The organism is Bacillus sp. 196mf, from assembly GCF_003217275.1.
In the GTDB taxonomy this organism is placed as follows: Bacteria; Bacillota; Bacilli; order Bacillales; family Bacillaceae_G; genus Bacillus_A; species Bacillus_A thuringiensis_S.
Window position 1 is genome coordinate 102,883 of sequence record NZ_QJTG01000001.1, and the last position, 16,317, is coordinate 119,199.

Sequence of the window (16,317 nt, forward strand, 5' to 3'; positions counted from 1 at the left end):
AGTATAAGGTTTAATTTGAAAAAAGTAGATTTTTGCAGGGATTTCTCTAAAAGGAGCGAAGCCGTTAAGAGAAAAGAGAGGTGAGAATCACTTGATCAAATATAAGTATGTACTTGGAATATTTTTCGCTTGTCTTTTAGTTACTCTATGTCTCTATCCCTATTTACCAACTCGTATGGCAGTACATTGGAATGTAAATGGTGAGCCAAACGAGTTTATGAGTAAACAAGTTGTTGTAGCATTTATTCCTTGTTTTATTATTTTTTCATATGGATTTTTGTATATTATTTCACATAATATATTTAAGTTTAATGAAAGAGAGCATGGTATTATAGACGGATTTATAAAGAAAATTACGTTATTTATGTTGTTTATTCATATGCTTATCCTCTTTATTAATTTTGAGGATTTGATATCCTTTCAAACAGGATTAACGATTGGGATTAGTATGTTTCTTTTTATGCTGAGTAAAGAATTTAAGAAAATAAAAGGCAAAGAAAAAGACCCAATTAAATTACAAAAAATTCGTTTAGTAAGTAGACAGATTTTTCAAGTGATGGCATGTGGCATATTGTTTTCATTGTTTTTGAACTTAGAGTGGGGATTTTATGTATTGCTTAGTGTAATAAGCTGTGGATCTATGCTATTTATGTTATATATTTTCTATTCATACATAATAGAAAGTTATGAAACTTAAAAAAGAGTCTTCTCATTATGAGAAGACTCTTTTAATCTATTTACTTTGTAATAAATTGTTGTGTCCAGTAGTTGCCGCTTTCTACATAACCAACACCGATGTGAGTGAAGCCGTTATTTAAGATGTTTGCACGGTGTCCAGCGCTGTTCATCCAAGCTTGTACCACTTCTTCAGGTGTACGTTGGCCTTGAGCGATGTTTTCACCTGCAGATGTATAAGAAATACCAAATTTCTTCATCATGTCAAACGGAGACCCGTATGTAGGGCTGTTATGATCAAAGTAGTTGTTTTTTTGCATGTCTTCAGACTTAATACGTGCTACTTTGCTTAATTCAGTATCGATTTTTAGTGCTGGTAAGCCTTGTTTTGCACGCTCAGCGTTTGTTAATTCAACAACACGTTGTTCGAACTCGCTTAAAGATTTTGCTTCTTCAGCAGGCTTTTGCTCGGCAGGTTTTTGCTCAGCAGGCTTTTGAGTTTCTGGCTTAGCTGTTGGTTGCTCAGTTACAACATTTTCAGTAGGTTGTTGACCAGGAATGAAGCAGTTTGGTTGGAAGTTTCCTTGTTGCCATTGTGCTAATGATTCAACTCCCATAGATTGTAAGAATGCTTGTAGTTCTTGTTGGCTCATTTGCTTCATCATCATTTTTGAATGCTGAATATTTTGAACCTTTATGTTAGATGGTTGTACTGTTGCAGCTTGTGCATCTAGAGAAGATACTCCTAAAGTAAGAGCTGTTGCAGCAGCTACAGATAATAAAACACGCTTTTTCATGATGTGTGTCCCCCTATATAAAGTTTTAATTTGTTTTCACACGATTTGTTTTTGACAGCCTGTCTGACTGACAAATTCATCGTAGCATACAATTTGCGAGAAAAAAGATGGAAAAAAATTCATAGACTTTAAAATTACCTAATTTATCCTAAGAGAAGAAGGGAGCAAAAATAAGAGAAATATAGAGTATAAAAGGAATTTATAGTGTTTTTATACTTGGCTTTAAGAGGGGGTTTTTGGATAAAGTTACCTAAATAGAAAATGAAGAATCCTATTGTATCAATGGTTTGAGCAATTTTTTGAGGAATATAATGGATTGATTTTTACAAAACTGTAATGTTTCTGTTGTTCTTTTTTATAATAAAGTAACATATTTTTAATGTTGTAGCAGACAAAAAAGCGGCTATCTCTTTACATAGACGAAGGAGATAGCCGTTTTCCTATTATTACGTATGTTACGAGTTATTACGAGTTAGTTTCAATTGCTTCTAATAATAAATCCACAATGTGAATTCCTCTCATTTTATGAGAAAGCCCTTCTCGCTCAATGCCCAATTTCATTTGTAATAAACAACCTGGATTTGCAGTAACAATGGTTGCTGCGTCTGTTTCATGCACACGGTCCATTTTGTAATCTAGAAATTCCATTGATAACTCTGAATGAACAATATTGTAAATACCAGCAGAGCCACAGCAGCGGTCGGCATCTTTCATTTCTCGATATGTTGCACCTTGGATAGCCTCTAGTAACATACGAGGTTCAGAAGATGTGCGCATAACATTGCGTAAATGACAAGAGTCTTGATACGTAATAACTTGCGGTGTGAGTCGTAAGTCAGTTCGCTTATGGAAGTCTAGTTCTACTAGTATAGCAGTAATATCTTTAATTTTAGAAACAAACTGCTTAGCACGTTCAGCCCAATCCGGATCATCCTTTAAAAGATAATCATAGTCTACGAGATAAGCCCCGCAACCACCTGCATTCGTAATAATATAGTCGATGTTTAAATCTTCGAATGCTTTTATATTTCGCTTTGCTAATTCTTTTGCGCCACTCTTTTCACCAGCATGTCCATGCAATGCACCGCAGCAACTTTGTGTTTTCGGAATAACGATATCACAACCAGCTAATTGAAGAAGTTTCATCGTTGCGTTATTTGTTTCTAAAAACATCGTATCCATTAAGCAGCCTGTGAAGAATGCAACTTGTTTTTTCTTTGTACTTTCTGCAGGTAAAAATGAAGGACGATCTTTCATGGCTTTCATTTTAGGGACTTTTGGTAAAACGAGATCCATCGTTGCAAGTGTTTCAGGGAATAACTTCATAATACCTGTTTTATGTGTTAGCGTTTGTAAACCAGAACGTTGATAAAATCCGATTAGTCCGGTTAATGTTCGCATTCGATTTTGATGGGGGAATAATCCTTCAAAAACGACTTTTCGAACAGCTTTCACTGGCATTGAGAATTTTTTATTTTGATTAATAATATCTCGAGCCTCTTCTAATAAATGTCCATAATTTACACCAGATGGACAAACAGGCTCACAAGCACGGCAACCAAGACAAACGTTTAATGTATTTTCAACATCTTCATCTGGTTCGATTAAACCATCAACGACTGCTTTCATTAATGCGATACGTCCGCGTGGTGAATGTGACTCTTTATATCCGGATTGAATGTAGGTAGGACAAGTAGGTAAACAAAAACCGCATCGCATACAGTTAAGTAGCTCATCTTCACTTAATCGTTCTTTAAATTCTTTTTGAATATTTTCTTTATTTAATGTGGTCATCGCTCAACCACCACTCTTTTTCGAGTGTCTTTCGCGAACATTTTTCCAGGGTTCATAATGTTGTTTGGATCGAAAGCTTGCTTTATTCCTTGCATAGCTGCAATACCTTCTTTACCTAATTTCATTTCTAAATATGGAGCTTTCATTGCACCAACACCATGTTCACCAGTAATTGTGCCACCAAGTTCAATTGCTTTCGCAAATATTTCAGCAAAAGCTTGTTCAGCTCGGTGCATTTCTTCTGCATTACGAGCATCTGTCATACAAGTTGGATGTAAGTTACCATCACCAGCGTGTCCAAACGTACAAATAGGAATATTATATTTTTTTGCAATGGCATTAATAGCTTCAACCATTGGAGCGATTTGTGAACGTGGTACAGTCGCATCTTCTAATATTGTAGTAGGTTTTAATCGTGCGAGCGCTGATAGAGCACTACGGCGAGCAGTACGAAGCGCATCTGCTTCTGTTTCATCTTTTGCAATGCGAACATCAACTGCATTCATAGAGCGGCAAACGTTAGCCATGTTTTCAATATCTCGATTGACTACTTCGGGCGGGCCGTCTTGTTCGATTAATAAAATTGCTTTTACGTCAGTTGGTAAACCGATTTGCGCAAACTCTTCTACTACTTCAATTGTCGGTTGGTCTAAGAACTCCAGTGTTGCTGGAATGATTTTATTTGCAATAATAGAAGAAACAGCACGTGCAGCTTCATTAATATCTTCATATAGTGCAAGCATTGTTTTCTTTGTTTCAGGCATAGGAACAAGTTTTAATATAGCTTCTGTTACCACGCCAAGTGTTCCTTCAGAACCGATAAATAACCGAGTTAAATCGTAACCAGCTACATCTTTTGCTAATTTACCACCAGTGCGAATAATATCGCCATTTGGTAAGACAAGTTCAAGCCCCATTACATAATCACGTGTTACGCCGTATTTCAAACCGCGTAATCCACCTGAGTTTTCATTAATATTACCGCCGATTGTAGAAATTTTCATCGAGCTTGGATCTGGTGGATAAAATAAACCTTTTTCTTCTACCGCTTTAATAATATCAAGTGTAATGACACCAGCTTGTACAGTAATTGTTAAGTTTTCTTCATCAATTTCTAAAATATTGTTCATATAGCGGAAAATAAGGACGATACCGCCTTCAAGTGGACATGTTCCTGCGCAAAGATTTGTTCCAGACCCGCGCACATACACAGGAATTTTGTGAGTGTTACATACTTTTAACACTTCAGCTACTTCATTTGTATTACGAGGAGCAATGACTGCATCAGGCATTGCTTGGAAGTTTGGAGTGGCATCATAACTATAAGTTAAACGCCCCATATTGGATGTATCTACATTATCTTCGCCAACAATAGATACGAATGAATGAATAATTTGCTTTTCTAACATTGGAAATCCCCCTCAAACTGTTAACGTGTTTAGTTATAATAAACAACGTGGTAACAGTGCTTTCATTATAATGATAAAAAAGTCGAGGGATTCTTTCTATGTATAATCATCTAAAGATTAATCTGTTTTATCGTTCTTTTTTGTATGATCATCTAATAGGAGGAGTGCGAAGTATAAAACGTTTAAGTCTTTGAATTGTTTTGGATCAAGTCCTGTATGTTCTTCAATCTTTTTTAGCCTGTAATGTAATGTGTTAATGTGTATATGTAATTGTTTAGCCGTCTGTTTATAAGATTGGTTATAATCGATAAATAAGCGCAAAGTATGCATAAGCTCAGGAAATGATAATAAGTTTTCGATGGTACGCTCTAGAAATTGTTCACGCGTTTCGGCAGAAATATCTTGTAAACACATTTCTAAACGTAAATCTTCATTAAATACAATTTTTTTCGTTTCCAATGATACAGAAAGAGCGCGTAATGCATGTTCGTAACATATGTTCATATTGTTTGAGGTAACTGTTTGTCCAATCCCGATATATAAAGGAATAGAAAATAAAGTTTCGCAGTCTTGTTTTAAACGTTTTAAAAATTGATAAGTTTGCTCTTTGGAGCTCGTTGCTGTAAATAAAATAAAACGATCATTTCCCCAACGAACAAATAGATGCTCTTTTGTTAAAATATTACGTATGTGTTGCCATATTTTACGCTGGAGCATCGTGTCATTTTTGTCAATAGAAAACAAAATAAGTTGTTTTTTCTTATATAAATCAATGCCAAGTGTTTTGGCGCGATCAAGAAAACTCGGGGACCACTCTGTATTTTGAAGCCAATCAAAGACGAAAGCTTCATAAGAACGGTGCTCAAGTTCTAGTTGCTCTAAAAAGTAGTTTTCATGAATTAATAATTCGGTCATCTTACGCAATATTTCGCCGTAGCGTGAAATATTTTCAGGTTCTCCTGTAATTCCAATGACACCAATTACTTCATCATGAAATAATAAAGGAAGATTCATCCCAGCCTTTACACCTTGCAATCGCCTTTCATCTTCTTTTGTAATGATGACGGTTTTCTTTTGTTTGGCGCAGCGGAGTGCACCTTCATGAAATTGACCAATTCTTTCTGTATCTGTACTTGCGATAATAACGCCTTCTATATTAATGATAATAATATTTTCTGTAATTAGTCTGCGTACTTCTCGTACAATTTTACTCGCTAAATCAGGAAATAGCATAATTGACACACCTCAAATTCTATTTGTTGTACATTATATATGTAAATTGAGTAAGAAAGGAAAATTTCACACTTTCCACACATTTATTTGTTATTTTACAATTATAACGAAATCATCCGAAGATGGAGGGAATCTTTTGAGGAAGTATGTTTTTCTTCTCTGTTTTTTATTTCTATTAGTAGGGTGTCAAGGAAGTTCGTATACACCAATTGCTAAAGATAAAAATGTTATTATAACAACGAATATAAAAGAAGGCAGTATTAGTTTTATTGATAAAAAAGATAAAAAGTTAATCACGACATGGGAACTAAATGAGCCAATGGCCGGAATCACACTGCTTCCAAATGGTGAGGAAATACTTGTATACGGTAAGCAATTAGAATATATGTATGTATATTCACTAACGGAAGGAAGGCAAGTGGAAAAATATAAAACTGGAAAAGGCATTGTAAATGTGGTCGTATCAGCAGATAAAAAACAATTATTTGCTGCTGATCAAAATGCTCAAAAGGTAAGGTTCTTTACGATAAATGGGAAAGAGACAGGAAATGTTTCAACAGGAAAAGGGCCTATAACGATGGTAGAGTATCAGAATCGGTTATCTGTACTAAACTTTTATGATACGAAACTAACGACAATTGATACGAAGAAAAAAGAAGTTATTCAATCCTTTATGATTCCGCCAGCATCAACAGGAGCGACGATTAGTCCTGATGGGAAAGAAATATGGATTGGCGGACATGGTGATGGAAATCAAGTAAATGAGAAAGTGTTAGTGTATTCTTTACAGAGTGGAGAAATGGTGCGTTCTTTACACGCTCCATTTATGCCTGTGAATATAAAGAAGGATAGTAAGTACGTATATGCACTCAGTCATGGATCGAATACACTTAGAAAGTTTGATATTAGCACATATAAAGAAATAGCTTCTGTAGAAGTAGGGTCGAATCCATTTGCATTTTTGGAGAGCGGAGCAGAAGGATATGTAGCCAGTTATGATAGTGATGAAGTGTGCGTTATGGATATGAAGAATTTGAAAATAAAACAAACAATTAAAGTCGGAAAAGGACCGTTTCAACTCATAGAGAGGGAAGGGAAGGACAATGAATAAATATAGAGTACTAGTTGTAGATGATGAAAGTGATATGAGGCAGCTTGTTGGAATGTATTTGGATAACTTTGGATATGAGTGGGGAGAAGCTGAGAATGGAAAAGAGGCTCTTAAAAAACTAGAAACGGATCATTATGATTTCGTTGTATTAGATATTATGATGCCAGAAATGGATGGACTTTCAGTTTGTAAAGAAATTAGAAAAACGTCAGATGTACCGATTATATTTTTAACCGCAAAAGGTGAAGAGTGGAATAGGGTGAACGGTTTACGTATGGGAGCAGATGATTATATTGTAAAACCGTTTAGTCCTGGTGAATTGGTTGCCCGTATGGAAGCTGTGTTAAGAAGATATACAAAACAAGAACAGCAAGAAGAGATTCAATTTGGACCAATTCTTATCAATGAAAAAAGTAGAAGAATCGAGGCGGATGGTGAGTCGATTTCTCTTACTGTAAAAGAGTTTGATTTACTATATTTTCTTTGCCAGCATACAGGACAAGTATTTAGCCGGGAGCAATTACTTGAAAAGGTATGGGGATATGATTATGCCGGAAGTACAAGAACAGTAGATACGCACGTGAAAACGATGCGCTTGAAGCTTGGAGAAAGTGGAAACTACATTCAAACTGTTTGGGGTGTAGGCTATAAATTCGAGGTGTAACGTATGTTTACAATGGTACAAAAACTTTGGCTTACAGTAGTATGTGCAGTATGTGTAACAGTGTCCTTTCTTTATTTCGTATCTTTATACTCATATGAAAAACTATACGTTGATAATTTAAAAGGTTCATTAGTAATGGAAGGAAAAAATCTTGCTGCTCAATATGATAAGCACGAAGGAATATCAACTTTTGAAGAGAAAGTAAGATCGTTTGATCAAATATCTAGTTCAGACGTTATTTTCGTGTCTAATCCGCGTGATTTAAGTGCATGTTTACCTTTTGATGTGCATCATCATTCCCTTATAAGTGAAGGAGATAGGCAAACGCTATTAGATGGGAAAACTGTGACAAAAATAGGATATGAAGAACATTTTGACCGTAATATTATGGGGGTTGTCATCCCTGTATTGGAAAATAAAAAATTAGTCGGAATTGTCTATTCGCATATTCCTTTAAAAAGTATAAAAGATTTAATCTATGATATGGGTCTTATTTTAGCACCGTTAGCAATTGCTATGATTTTAATTACTATATGGGTTGGAAGAAAAATTATAATTGCAATTACGAAGCCACTTTCGCAAATGGAACGGGTTGCAAATCATTTGGCTACGGGAGATTTCTCGGAGCGGATTACAGTTTCTTCAGAGGATGAGATTGGACGACTAGGAAAAGCATTTAATAAAATGGCCAATTCATTAGAAACAGAAGATGTAAAGCGTAAGGAATTTTTAGCAAATGTTTCGCATGAACTTAGAACACCACTTAGTTATATAAAAGGGTATAGCGAGGCTATTTTAGATGGCGTTGCCAAGGGACCGCAGCAGGAAAAAGTAACGCAGCTAATTCATAAAGAAGCAGGTCGTATGCAGCGTCTCGTTCATGACTTGTTAGACTTAGCACAATTAGAAGGTGAGCACTTTCCGTTAAAGAAGCAACCTATCGTTTTTTCACAGCTGATTGAAGACGTATTAGATACGTATGAGATTAAGTTTATAGAAAAGGAACTTCATATTTCAACCAATTTAAATCCAGAGATCATTGTCATGATTGATGAGGATCGTATGCAACAAGTGCTTCATAATGTGTTAGATAATGCGATACGGTATACAAATCAAAACGGAAATATCGTTATAACTTTAGAGCAAATCGATGATTACTGTGAATTGAAAATAAAAGATACAGGAATTGGCATTGATATAGAGCATTTGGAGAATCTTGGGGAACGCTTTTACCGAGTTGATAAAGCGAGAAGTCGTCAACACGGTGGAACAGGTTTAGGCCTTGCTATTGTGAAACAAATTGTTCATATACATGGTGGACAGTGGAAAATTGAAAGTGAAAAAGATAAGGGAACAACGGTTATTATTAAACTGAATGTACAGGATGAGGGGGGCATGTTCTAATTTTTAGGACATGTTCTTTATATTGAAGAAAATATTTATCCCGCTATTTGCCGGACAGTAAGACCCTCACCTCAAAATTCAACGGAAGCAAAGAAGTTAGGTGGAGGCCCTGCTGTCCGTAAAAGCCCGATTGGTGAGGGCTAATAATCAGTGGGGGATGAACAAAACCCCTACTGATTAAAGTTTCACTTTATACGTAAAAATATAAATTAATATGTAATAAATATCGAAAATTTGACTATTTTATGAACAAAACATTTGTACTTCTTATCAATTCGGTCTAAAATAGTTATGATGCAAAGTTCTTATAAATCGTTTCAATTGTTGTTTGGAAGATACTGAGGTGATTTAACTGGAGTACAAATCTATTAAACCGAAAAAAATTTACGAAGAAGTATCTGAAGCTATTTTAACAATGATTAAAAATGGTACGTTAAAACCTGGTGACAAACTACTCCCTGTGCATCAATTAGCTGAGCAGTTTCAAGTTGGTAGATCTGCTGTTCGTGAAGCGCTAAGTGCGCTAAGAGCGATGGGCTTAATTGAGATGAAACAAGGAGAAGGTACATATGTGAAGAACTTCGATTCTTCTTCATTAACGAAATCATTAAACAATAGATTATTAATGAAGAAAGAAGATATTTTGAATTTATTAGAAGTACGAAAGGTGCTTGAAGTGGGGGCAGTTCGAGTAGCGGCGGCAAAACGTACGGAAGATAATTTACAAAATATGAAACATTGGTTAGATGAAATGGCAAAGAGCATTGGAGATGAAAAGGCTGGCGAAAAAGCCGATTTTCAATTCCATATGGGAATTGCAGAGTCTTCGCATAATAACATTTTGCTTGAACTCATGAATCATGTTTCAGAGATGATTGCTGAAACGATTGGTGAATCAAGACGCATTATTTTATATGGTGAACAAACGACATCAGAACGACTTATAGAAGAGCATCAAGTTATATATGATGCGGTGTTAAAACAAGATGTAGAATTAGCGCAGCAAGCAATGCTAGATCATTTAACAAATGTAGAACATATTGTCACAGGTAAAAACGATATAAATTCGTAATTTAATCTTTTAAAAATTTAATTTTCTGATAAAATAGAGAAAGATTAAGTAAGCGTTTTCTTTAGAAGAGGGAGAGGATAGGCCATGGTTGAGCCTATTTCTTCTCTACTCAGTCATCTGATGACCATATGTTTGTTGGCGAAGTTGTAAAAAGGGGGAGTAATAGTTATGAAAGTTACTTTATTTGTTACTTGTTTAGTCGATATGTTCGAAACAAATGTCGGCAAAGCAACAGTTGAAGTGTTGGAGCGTTTAGGTTGTGAAATTGAATTTCCAGAAGCACAAGTTTGTTGTGGCCAGCCTGCTTATAATAGTGGCCATGTAGAAGCAGCAAAAGAAGCGATGAAACATATGATTGAAACTTTCGAAGATGCAGAATATATCGTTACGCCATCTGGTTCGTGTGCGACAATGTTTCATGAGTATCCGCATGTTTTCAAAGATGATCCAAAGTGGGCTAAACGTGCACAAAAAGTTGCTGATAAAACCTATGAATTTACACAGTTTATTGTAGATGTTTTAAAAGTTACAGATGTTGGTGCAAGTTTACCAGGGATAGCTACTATTCATAAATCATGTCATATGACACGTATGCTCGGAATAAAAGAAGCACCAGGAATTTTATTATCAAATGTAAAAGGATTAACTGTGAGAGATTTACCAAACGTGCAAAATTGTTGCGGGTTTGGGGGAACGTTTTCAGTTAAGATGACTCCAATTTCTGAGCAAATGGTAGACGAAAAAGTAGATAGTGTAATGGAAACAGGTGCAGATTATTTAATCGGTGCAGATTGTGGGTGTTTGTTAAACATTGGCGGACGTATTGAGCGTTTAGGAAAAGAAGTAAAAGTAATGCATATTGCTGAGGTACTGAATAGTCGCTCATGAAGGGGGAACATAAGCTATGTCTATGAAAATCAGTGAGAAAAAATTTAATGATCGCGTTGGTGATGGAATTCAAGATTCGTTTATGCGCGGAGCAGTTTCTTCTGCACAAACGCGTTTATATACGAATCGCTTAAAAGCCGCAGATGAATTAGGAAACTGGGAAGAGTGGCGAGAACTAGGTGAACAAATTCGTCAACATACGTTAGAAAATCTTGATTATTATTTAATGCAGTTAAGTGAAAATGTATCAAAAAGAGGCGGACACGTGTACTTTGCGAAGACGAAAGAGGAAGCAGCAAAGTATATTCAAGACGTTGCCAAAAAGAAACAAGCGAAAAAAGTAGTAAAATCAAAGTCGATGGTAACAGAAGAAATCAGTATGAATCATGCGCTTGAAGAGATTGGCTGTGAAGTGTTAGAGAGTGACTTAGGAGAGTATATCTTGCAAGTAGATAACGATCCACCTTCACATATTATTGCACCTGCACTTCATAAAAATAGAACGCAAATTCGCGATGTATTTAAAGAAAAGCTAGGCTATGAAAATTCTGATGACCCGTATGAAATGACAAAGTTTGTTCGTAAACAACTTCGTGAGAAATTTATGGATGCAGAAATTGGTGTAACTGGTTGTAATTTTGCTGTTGCAAATACTGGCTCTCTTTGTCTAGTAACGAATGAAGGTAATGCAGATCTTGTTATGTCAATTCCGAAAACACAAATTGCGGTAATGGGTATGGAACGTATGGTTCCGACAATGGAAGAATTAGATGTTTTAGTTGGTTTACTATGTCGTAGTGCAGTAGGTCAAAAATTAACAAGTTATGTAACGGTAGCAGGACCAATTCAAGAAGAGGAAGTTGATGGACCTGAAGAATTCCATTTAGTTGTTGTTGATAATGGTCGCTCTCAAATTCTGGGATCTGAATTCCGTTCAGTATTACAATGTATTCGTTGCGCTGCTTGTGTTAATGTATGTCCTGTATATCGTCACGTTGGTGGACATTCATATGGATCGATTTACTCAGGACCAATCGGTGCGGTATTAACACCGCTTCTAGGTGGATATGATGATTACAAAGAGCTTCCTTATGCATCTAGTTTATGCGGAGCATGTACAGAAGCTTGTCCAGTAAAAATTCCATTGCATGATTTATTATTAAAACATCGTCAAGTTATTGTTGAGCAAGAAGGTCGTGCACCACTTGCAGAAAAACTAGCGATGAAAATGTTTAGTATGGGTGCTTCTTCAGCTGCTTTATATAAAATGGGGTCAAAAATGGCACCAGCGGCAATGAGTCCATTTACATCTGGTAATCGTGTATCAAAAGGTGTTGGACCACTTAAAAACTGGACGGATATTCGGGAATTCCCAGCTCCAAGTAAAGAGCGATTCCGTGATTGGTATAAAGATCATAAGAAAGGCGGGGATAAATAATGACAGGATTAATTCAAAACCGTGATGCCTTTCTAGATAACATTGCAAAAGAACTTGGGCGCGCGCGTAAAACAGAAGGTGTAGAGCGACCAGTATGGAAAAGTAATGTGAATATAGAAACGTTAAAAGATTGTTCACAAGAAGAATTACTAGAAGTGTTTAAAAAGCAATGTACAAACATTCATACAACTGTAGTAGAAACGACAAATGACCGATTAGGTGAAGACCTTCAAAAAGTAATCATGGAAAACGACGGTGGACCTATTTTATTATCAGCAGATGAGCGTTTTGATGCATATGGTTTAACATCTTTATTTAAAGAAGAACTTCCAAAGCGAGACGTTGAAGTAAACGTATGGGATCCAGAGAGAAAAGACGAAAATATGCGTTTAGCTGAAAAAGCGAATATTGGTATTGCATTTAGTGATTATACATTAGCTGAATCTGGTACAATTGTTGTACAAAGTCATAAAGGGCAAGGACGTTCTTTACACTTTTTACCGACTGTATATTTTGCTATTATTCCACGTGAAACACTTGTGCCTCGTATTACACAAGCAGTTCAGGATATGAACTTACGCGTAGAAAATGGGGAGACAGCGGCATCTTGTATTAACTTTATTACAGGGCCAAGTAACTCGGCTGACATTGAGATGAATCTTGTTGTCGGAGTACATGGACCATTAAAAGCAGTATATTTCATCGTATAAAAGAGGGGAAAGCAGGCCAGAAAATGGCCTGCTTTTTAGTAGAATAAAGGATAATATGAAGTAGAAGTTCTCTCCTTTTTTTGCTATGTTTTTTGGGAAAGGAGAGGAAGGGATGTTCACTTATTTATATGCACTGTTAGCAGGGATGGTGTTTGGTTCTTTTTTTATGCTAGTTGCGATGAGGGTTCCATTAGGTGCGTCTATTATTACCCCGCGTTCACATTGTTATTATTGCAAATATGTGCTAAGGCCAAAAGAACTAATCCCCATCATTTCATTTTATATACAAAGAGGCTGTTGTACGAATTGTAAGAGGAAAATTCCAATTATGTATGTAGCATTTGAATGTATAACAGGAAGTATATTTCTTCTTACCGTGTATATGATTGGAATAGAACGAGAGCTTATTATCATTTTATCCCTTTTTTCGCTACTTCTTATTATTTCAGTTACAGATTACTTATATATGTTAATTCCTGATTGTATTTTAATTTCGTTTGCCATTTTACTCATTCTTGAAAGTGTTTTTGTACAATTAGTTACTTGGACAGATAGTATAGTTGGTAGTGGTGTTATATTCATTTTGTTATATTGCATGCAAAAGATATATCCAGAAGGGCTTGGCGGAGGTGATATAAAACTACTTTCGTTACTTGGGTTTATAGTAGGAGTGAAAGGCGTTTTTATCATTTTATTTTTAGCATCTTGTTTCAGTCTTTGTTTCTTTGGGGTGGGTATCGTATTAAAACGTATAGAAGTACGAAAACCAATTCCATTTGGTCCTTTTATTAGTCTTGGGGCAATATGTTATGTATTGGCCGCATATTCAAATTAGAGAGGGAATAGAAAATGAACGTATATATGGATGATCAAAGAAGTTGCCCGTTCGGGTATGTGCCCGCAACTACAGTAGAATGTGCTTTGCAAATGGTTCGGGATTATGATGTGAATATTCTTTCCCTTGATTTTAATATGGGGTGGGGAGCAAAAAATGGACTGGATTTTGTAGAAGCTTTTTGTACAGAGGGGTTATATGTAAATGAAATTCACCTTCATACGAATGATGTCATCGGTATGCACAAGATGAAACAGAGAATGGATAAGGGAAAGGAAGAAGGAGAAATTAATCCTCACCTTGTTGTTAAATACGTGGGAAGCTAAAAACTCCAAAGTAAAACTTTGGAGTTTTTAATGTTTCATATGTGCTTGTAAAGGAATAATCTCTTCTTGTTGAGCTGCTGCGATTTCAGTTTCTTCCTGTTGAACTTCAGGTGTTTTTTTTGTTAAGTAGTGGTATACCATACCGACAAATACTGATCCGCCAATAATGTTACCGATTGTAACAGGAATTAAGTTATGAATAGCACCTGAAAAAGAAATTGTCTCAGGATGTGGTGAAACTAAAGATAAAGCAAAGAGTGACAAGTTTGCAATACTATGTTCGTAACCAGATAAGAAGAATGTGAAAACAAGTAGCATCATGACCATTATTTTTGCCGTGTCGCCTTTAACCTGAGATGGTAAGAAGCAAGCAAGACATACGAGCCAGTTACATAAAATGGCTTTAAAGAATAACTGCATTGTAGGTGTGTTCATCTTTCCTTCAACGACTTTATTCATTAGGTGACCGTGATCAATTGCTTCAAAAATTCCAGTTGCGTAAAATAGTAAGGCAAAGAATAACGCGCCGGCTAAGTTACCTGCATAACAAGCAACCCAGTTACGAAGTGTATCAGAAATCGTTGTTTCTTTTCTTAAAGTTGCTACAGTAAAGTACATTGTGTTTCCAGTAAACAATTCAGCACCGCCATATATAATAAGTACGAGAGCAATCCCGAAAAACATAGAAGCAGCTAAATAAGTTGCTGGTGAATCTGCAATGTGAAAAAAGTTACCTAATTTAAAACATAGTACAATAATAAAACCGATATAAATACCCGCAAGTGCAGCACGAATAAAATATTGCATTGGGTTTGTATCTAGCATTTTCTTTTTGCTTTTAGCCAGTTTGACAACATAATCTAGTCCTTGTTCTAGCATGAGTAATACGCTCCTTTAGTAAATCTTCTATAAATACTCCTTATATGAATAAAGTACATGGAATTGTTCTCACTTTCAATAAGTTTGTGCAATGTTTCACAAAAAGGACATACATACGTTAAGAAAACGTTTACAAAAGGTAGTATAATGGAATTTTTTCTGGACATTGAGAGGAAGAAAGGAAAAAGAAAAAGCGCTGTAATTACAGCGCTTTTTCGTCTAAATTCTTTTCTACTTTTACTTCTACTTCTTTTGAGAAGAACCAACCACCAACTGCGATTCCGACTAATACAATCCAGAATGTAAGCTTCCACGGAGTGGATTCTGGGAATGAATGTGGAATTACATTTAATGCAGGGTGTGCTAATGTATAAACTGCTAGCTTCACACCAACCCAACCTACAATTAAGAATGCTGCAGTTTCAAGTCCTGGTTTACGTTTTAAGATTTGCACGAATGCAGTTGCTGCAAATCGCATAATGATTAATCCGATAAGTCCACCTACAAAGATAACAACGAATTGCCCAGTATCTAGACTACCAATTGTACCTAATCCTGTTTTTGGTAAAGTCATTGCTAGTGCAACCGCAGCTAAAATTGAATCAACTGCGAAGGCGATATCAGCAACTTCAACTTTAAATACAGTCCACCAGAAGTTCTCTTGTTTTTTCTTTGCTTCTTTTTCTTCTGTTTCTTCATCTGTATTCTTTTTAACATATGTTTTAAATAAGTGATTACCAGCGATAAACATAAGGTAGATGGCACCGATTGCTTGCACTTGCCATACATCGACTAAGAACGAAATCATAAATAACGATCCAAATCGGAAAACAAATGCCCCCGCTAATCCGTAAAATAGTGCTTTCTTTCGTTTTTCTTCTGGTAAATGTTTTACCATAATTGCAAGAACAAGAGCGTTATCAGCCGCTAAAATCCCTTCAAGTGCAATTAGGATGAGTAATACCCAACCATACTCCAATAATAATGATACATCCATGTACATTCTCCTCTCATCTCTATAAGTTCTAAATAAGTGAAGAATTTCCCCACTATTTAGTTTCCCCATACTCCTGCCTATTAAC

Annotated in this window: 16 protein-coding genes; 10 read left to right on the top strand and 6 right to left on the bottom strand. The window is 35.8% G+C overall.

Features of this window, described 5'->3' with window-relative positions; genetic code table 11:
- Window positions 1-91: 91 nt before the first annotated feature.
- Window positions 92-697 (top strand): DUF1648 domain-containing protein, encoded by a 606-nt coding sequence (locus tag ATL10_RS00545; RefSeq protein WP_097822211.1) that lies wholly within the window; start codon window positions 92-94, stop codon window positions 695-697.
- A gap of 40 nt (window positions 698-737) precedes the next feature.
- Here the strand turns inward: ATL10_RS00545 and ATL10_RS00550 are convergent, their stop codons facing one another.
- The 4 genes from ATL10_RS00550 to ATL10_RS00565 all read right to left on the bottom strand — a co-directional run bounded on the left by ATL10_RS00550 (window position 738) and on the right by ATL10_RS00565 (window position 5,917).
- A complete protein-coding gene (locus ATL10_RS00550; RefSeq protein WP_110496232.1) occupies window positions 738-1,472 on the bottom strand; it encodes a CAP domain-containing protein in 735 nt (244 codons plus the stop codon).
- 465 nt (window positions 1,473-1,937) lie between these two features.
- Window positions 1,938-3,266 (bottom strand): (Fe-S)-binding protein, encoded by a 1,329-nt coding sequence (locus ATL10_RS00555; RefSeq protein WP_043936070.1) that lies wholly within the window; start codon window positions 3,264-3,266, stop codon window positions 1,938-1,940.
- The gene (gene glcD / locus ATL10_RS00560) at window positions 3,263-4,675 is read right to left on the bottom strand and encodes a glycolate oxidase subunit GlcD (protein ID WP_090975871.1); all 1,413 of its coding nucleotides are present in this window, start codon (window positions 4,673-4,675) and stop codon (window positions 3,263-3,265) included. The genes ATL10_RS00555 and glcD overlap by 4 nt, the downstream gene beginning before the upstream one ends.
- 117 nt (window positions 4,676-4,792) lie before the next feature.
- Window positions 4,793-5,917 (bottom strand): PucR family transcriptional regulator, encoded by a 1,125-nt coding sequence (locus tag ATL10_RS00565; protein ID WP_142669920.1) that lies wholly within the window; start codon window positions 5,915-5,917, stop codon window positions 4,793-4,795.
- 127 nt (window positions 5,918-6,044) lie between these two features.
- Here ATL10_RS00565 and ATL10_RS00570 point away from each other — a divergent pair, with 127 nt between their 5' ends.
- The 9 genes from ATL10_RS00570 to ATL10_RS00610 all read left to right on the top strand — a co-directional run bounded on the left by ATL10_RS00570 (window position 6,045) and on the right by ATL10_RS00610 (window position 14,356).
- Window positions 6,045-7,019 (top strand): YncE family protein, encoded by a 975-nt coding sequence (locus tag ATL10_RS00570; protein WP_110496236.1) that lies wholly within the window; start codon window positions 6,045-6,047, stop codon window positions 7,017-7,019.
- Entirely contained in the window at window positions 7,012-7,683 is a 672-nt protein-coding gene (locus ATL10_RS00575) for a response regulator transcription factor (protein WP_001046397.1), read from the top strand. Before ATL10_RS00570 ends, ATL10_RS00575 begins: the two co-directional genes overlap by 8 nt.
- Window positions 7,684-7,686: 3 nt before the next feature.
- Window positions 7,687-9,087, top strand: coding sequence for a sensor histidine kinase (locus tag ATL10_RS00580; RefSeq protein ID WP_110496238.1), 1,401 nt, complete (start codon window positions 7,687-7,689; stop codon window positions 9,085-9,087).
- A 382-nt stretch (window positions 9,088-9,469) separates the two neighbouring features.
- Window positions 9,470-10,159 carry a FadR/GntR family transcriptional regulator gene (locus ATL10_RS00585; RefSeq protein ID WP_254904515.1) on the top strand — a complete coding sequence of 230 codons (690 nt, stop codon included), beginning with the start codon at window positions 9,470-9,472 and terminating at the stop codon, window positions 10,157-10,159.
- Between the two features lie 168 nt (window positions 10,160-10,327).
- The gene (locus ATL10_RS00590; protein WP_000869147.1) at window positions 10,328-11,047 is read left to right on the top strand and encodes a (Fe-S)-binding protein; all 720 of its coding nucleotides are present in this window, start codon (window positions 10,328-10,330) and stop codon (window positions 11,045-11,047) included.
- A 16-nt stretch (window positions 11,048-11,063) separates the two neighbouring features.
- Window positions 11,064-12,485, top strand: a complete 1,422-nt coding sequence (locus ATL10_RS00595; protein WP_000061930.1) for a LutB/LldF family L-lactate oxidation iron-sulfur protein — start codon at window positions 11,064-11,066, stop codon at window positions 12,483-12,485.
- Complete coding sequence (locus ATL10_RS00600) at window positions 12,485-13,195, top strand: LutC/YkgG family protein (protein ID WP_098566881.1); 711 nt, start codon at window positions 12,485-12,487, stop codon at window positions 13,193-13,195. Before ATL10_RS00595 ends, ATL10_RS00600 begins: the two co-directional genes overlap by 1 nt.
- Before the next feature lie 112 nt (window positions 13,196-13,307).
- Complete coding sequence (locus ATL10_RS00605; RefSeq protein ID WP_090975878.1) at window positions 13,308-14,030, top strand: prepilin peptidase; 723 nt, start codon at window positions 13,308-13,310, stop codon at window positions 14,028-14,030.
- Window positions 14,031-14,044: 14 nt separating this feature from the next.
- The gene (locus ATL10_RS00610) at window positions 14,045-14,356 is read left to right on the top strand and encodes a cyclic-phosphate processing receiver domain-containing protein (protein WP_001103762.1); all 312 of its coding nucleotides are present in this window, start codon (window positions 14,045-14,047) and stop codon (window positions 14,354-14,356) included.
- A 27-nt stretch (window positions 14,357-14,383) separates the two neighbouring features.
- On the opposite strand, the gene ATL10_RS00615 is transcribed toward ATL10_RS00610, so the two are convergent.
- Both ATL10_RS00615 and ATL10_RS00620 read right to left on the bottom strand, forming a co-directional pair.
- The gene (locus ATL10_RS00615) at window positions 14,384-15,235 is read right to left on the bottom strand and encodes a formate/nitrite transporter family protein (protein ID WP_000893034.1); all 852 of its coding nucleotides are present in this window, start codon (window positions 15,233-15,235) and stop codon (window positions 14,384-14,386) included.
- A 202-nt stretch (window positions 15,236-15,437) separates the two neighbouring features.
- Entirely contained in the window at window positions 15,438-16,232 is a 795-nt protein-coding gene (locus tag ATL10_RS00620) for a TerC family protein (protein ID WP_000383326.1), read from the bottom strand.
- Between the last annotated feature and the right edge of the window lie 85 nt (window positions 16,233-16,317).

What these genes read in the sequence shown, in the direction of transcription:
- ATL10_RS00620 (WP_000383326.1), bottom strand. Translation starts at nt 16,232, where the DNA reads ATGGATGTATCATTATTATTGGAGTATGGTTGGGTATTACTCATCCTA.
- ATL10_RS00580 (WP_110496238.1), top strand. Translation starts at nt 7,687, where the DNA reads ATGTTTACAATGGTACAAAAACTTTGGCTTACAGTAGTATGTGCAGTA.
- ATL10_RS00610 (WP_001103762.1), top strand. Translation starts at nt 14,045, where the DNA reads ATGAACGTATATATGGATGATCAAAGAAGTTGCCCGTTCGGGTATGTG.
- ATL10_RS00575 (WP_001046397.1), top strand. Translation starts at nt 7,012, where the DNA reads ATGAATAAATATAGAGTACTAGTTGTAGATGATGAAAGTGATATGAGG.
- ATL10_RS00555 (WP_043936070.1), bottom strand. Translation starts at nt 3,266, where the DNA reads ATGACCACATTAAATAAAGAAAATATTCAAAAAGAATTTAAAGAACGA.
- ATL10_RS00590 (WP_000869147.1), top strand. Translation starts at nt 10,328, where the DNA reads ATGAAAGTTACTTTATTTGTTACTTGTTTAGTCGATATGTTCGAAACA.
- ATL10_RS00615 (WP_000893034.1), bottom strand. Translation starts at nt 15,235, where the DNA reads ATGCTAGAACAAGGACTAGATTATGTTGTCAAACTGGCTAAAAGCAAA.
- ATL10_RS00605 (WP_090975878.1), top strand. Translation starts at nt 13,308, where the DNA reads ATGTTCACTTATTTATATGCACTGTTAGCAGGGATGGTGTTTGGTTCT.
- ATL10_RS00600 (WP_098566881.1), top strand. Translation starts at nt 12,485, where the DNA reads ATGACAGGATTAATTCAAAACCGTGATGCCTTTCTAGATAACATTGCA.
- glcD (WP_090975871.1), bottom strand. Translation starts at nt 4,675, where the DNA reads ATGTTAGAAAAGCAAATTATTCATTCATTCGTATCTATTGTTGGCGAA.
- ATL10_RS00595 (WP_000061930.1), top strand. Translation starts at nt 11,064, where the DNA reads ATGTCTATGAAAATCAGTGAGAAAAAATTTAATGATCGCGTTGGTGAT.
- ATL10_RS00550 (WP_110496232.1), bottom strand. Translation starts at nt 1,472, where the DNA reads ATGAAAAAGCGTGTTTTATTATCTGTAGCTGCTGCAACAGCTCTTACT.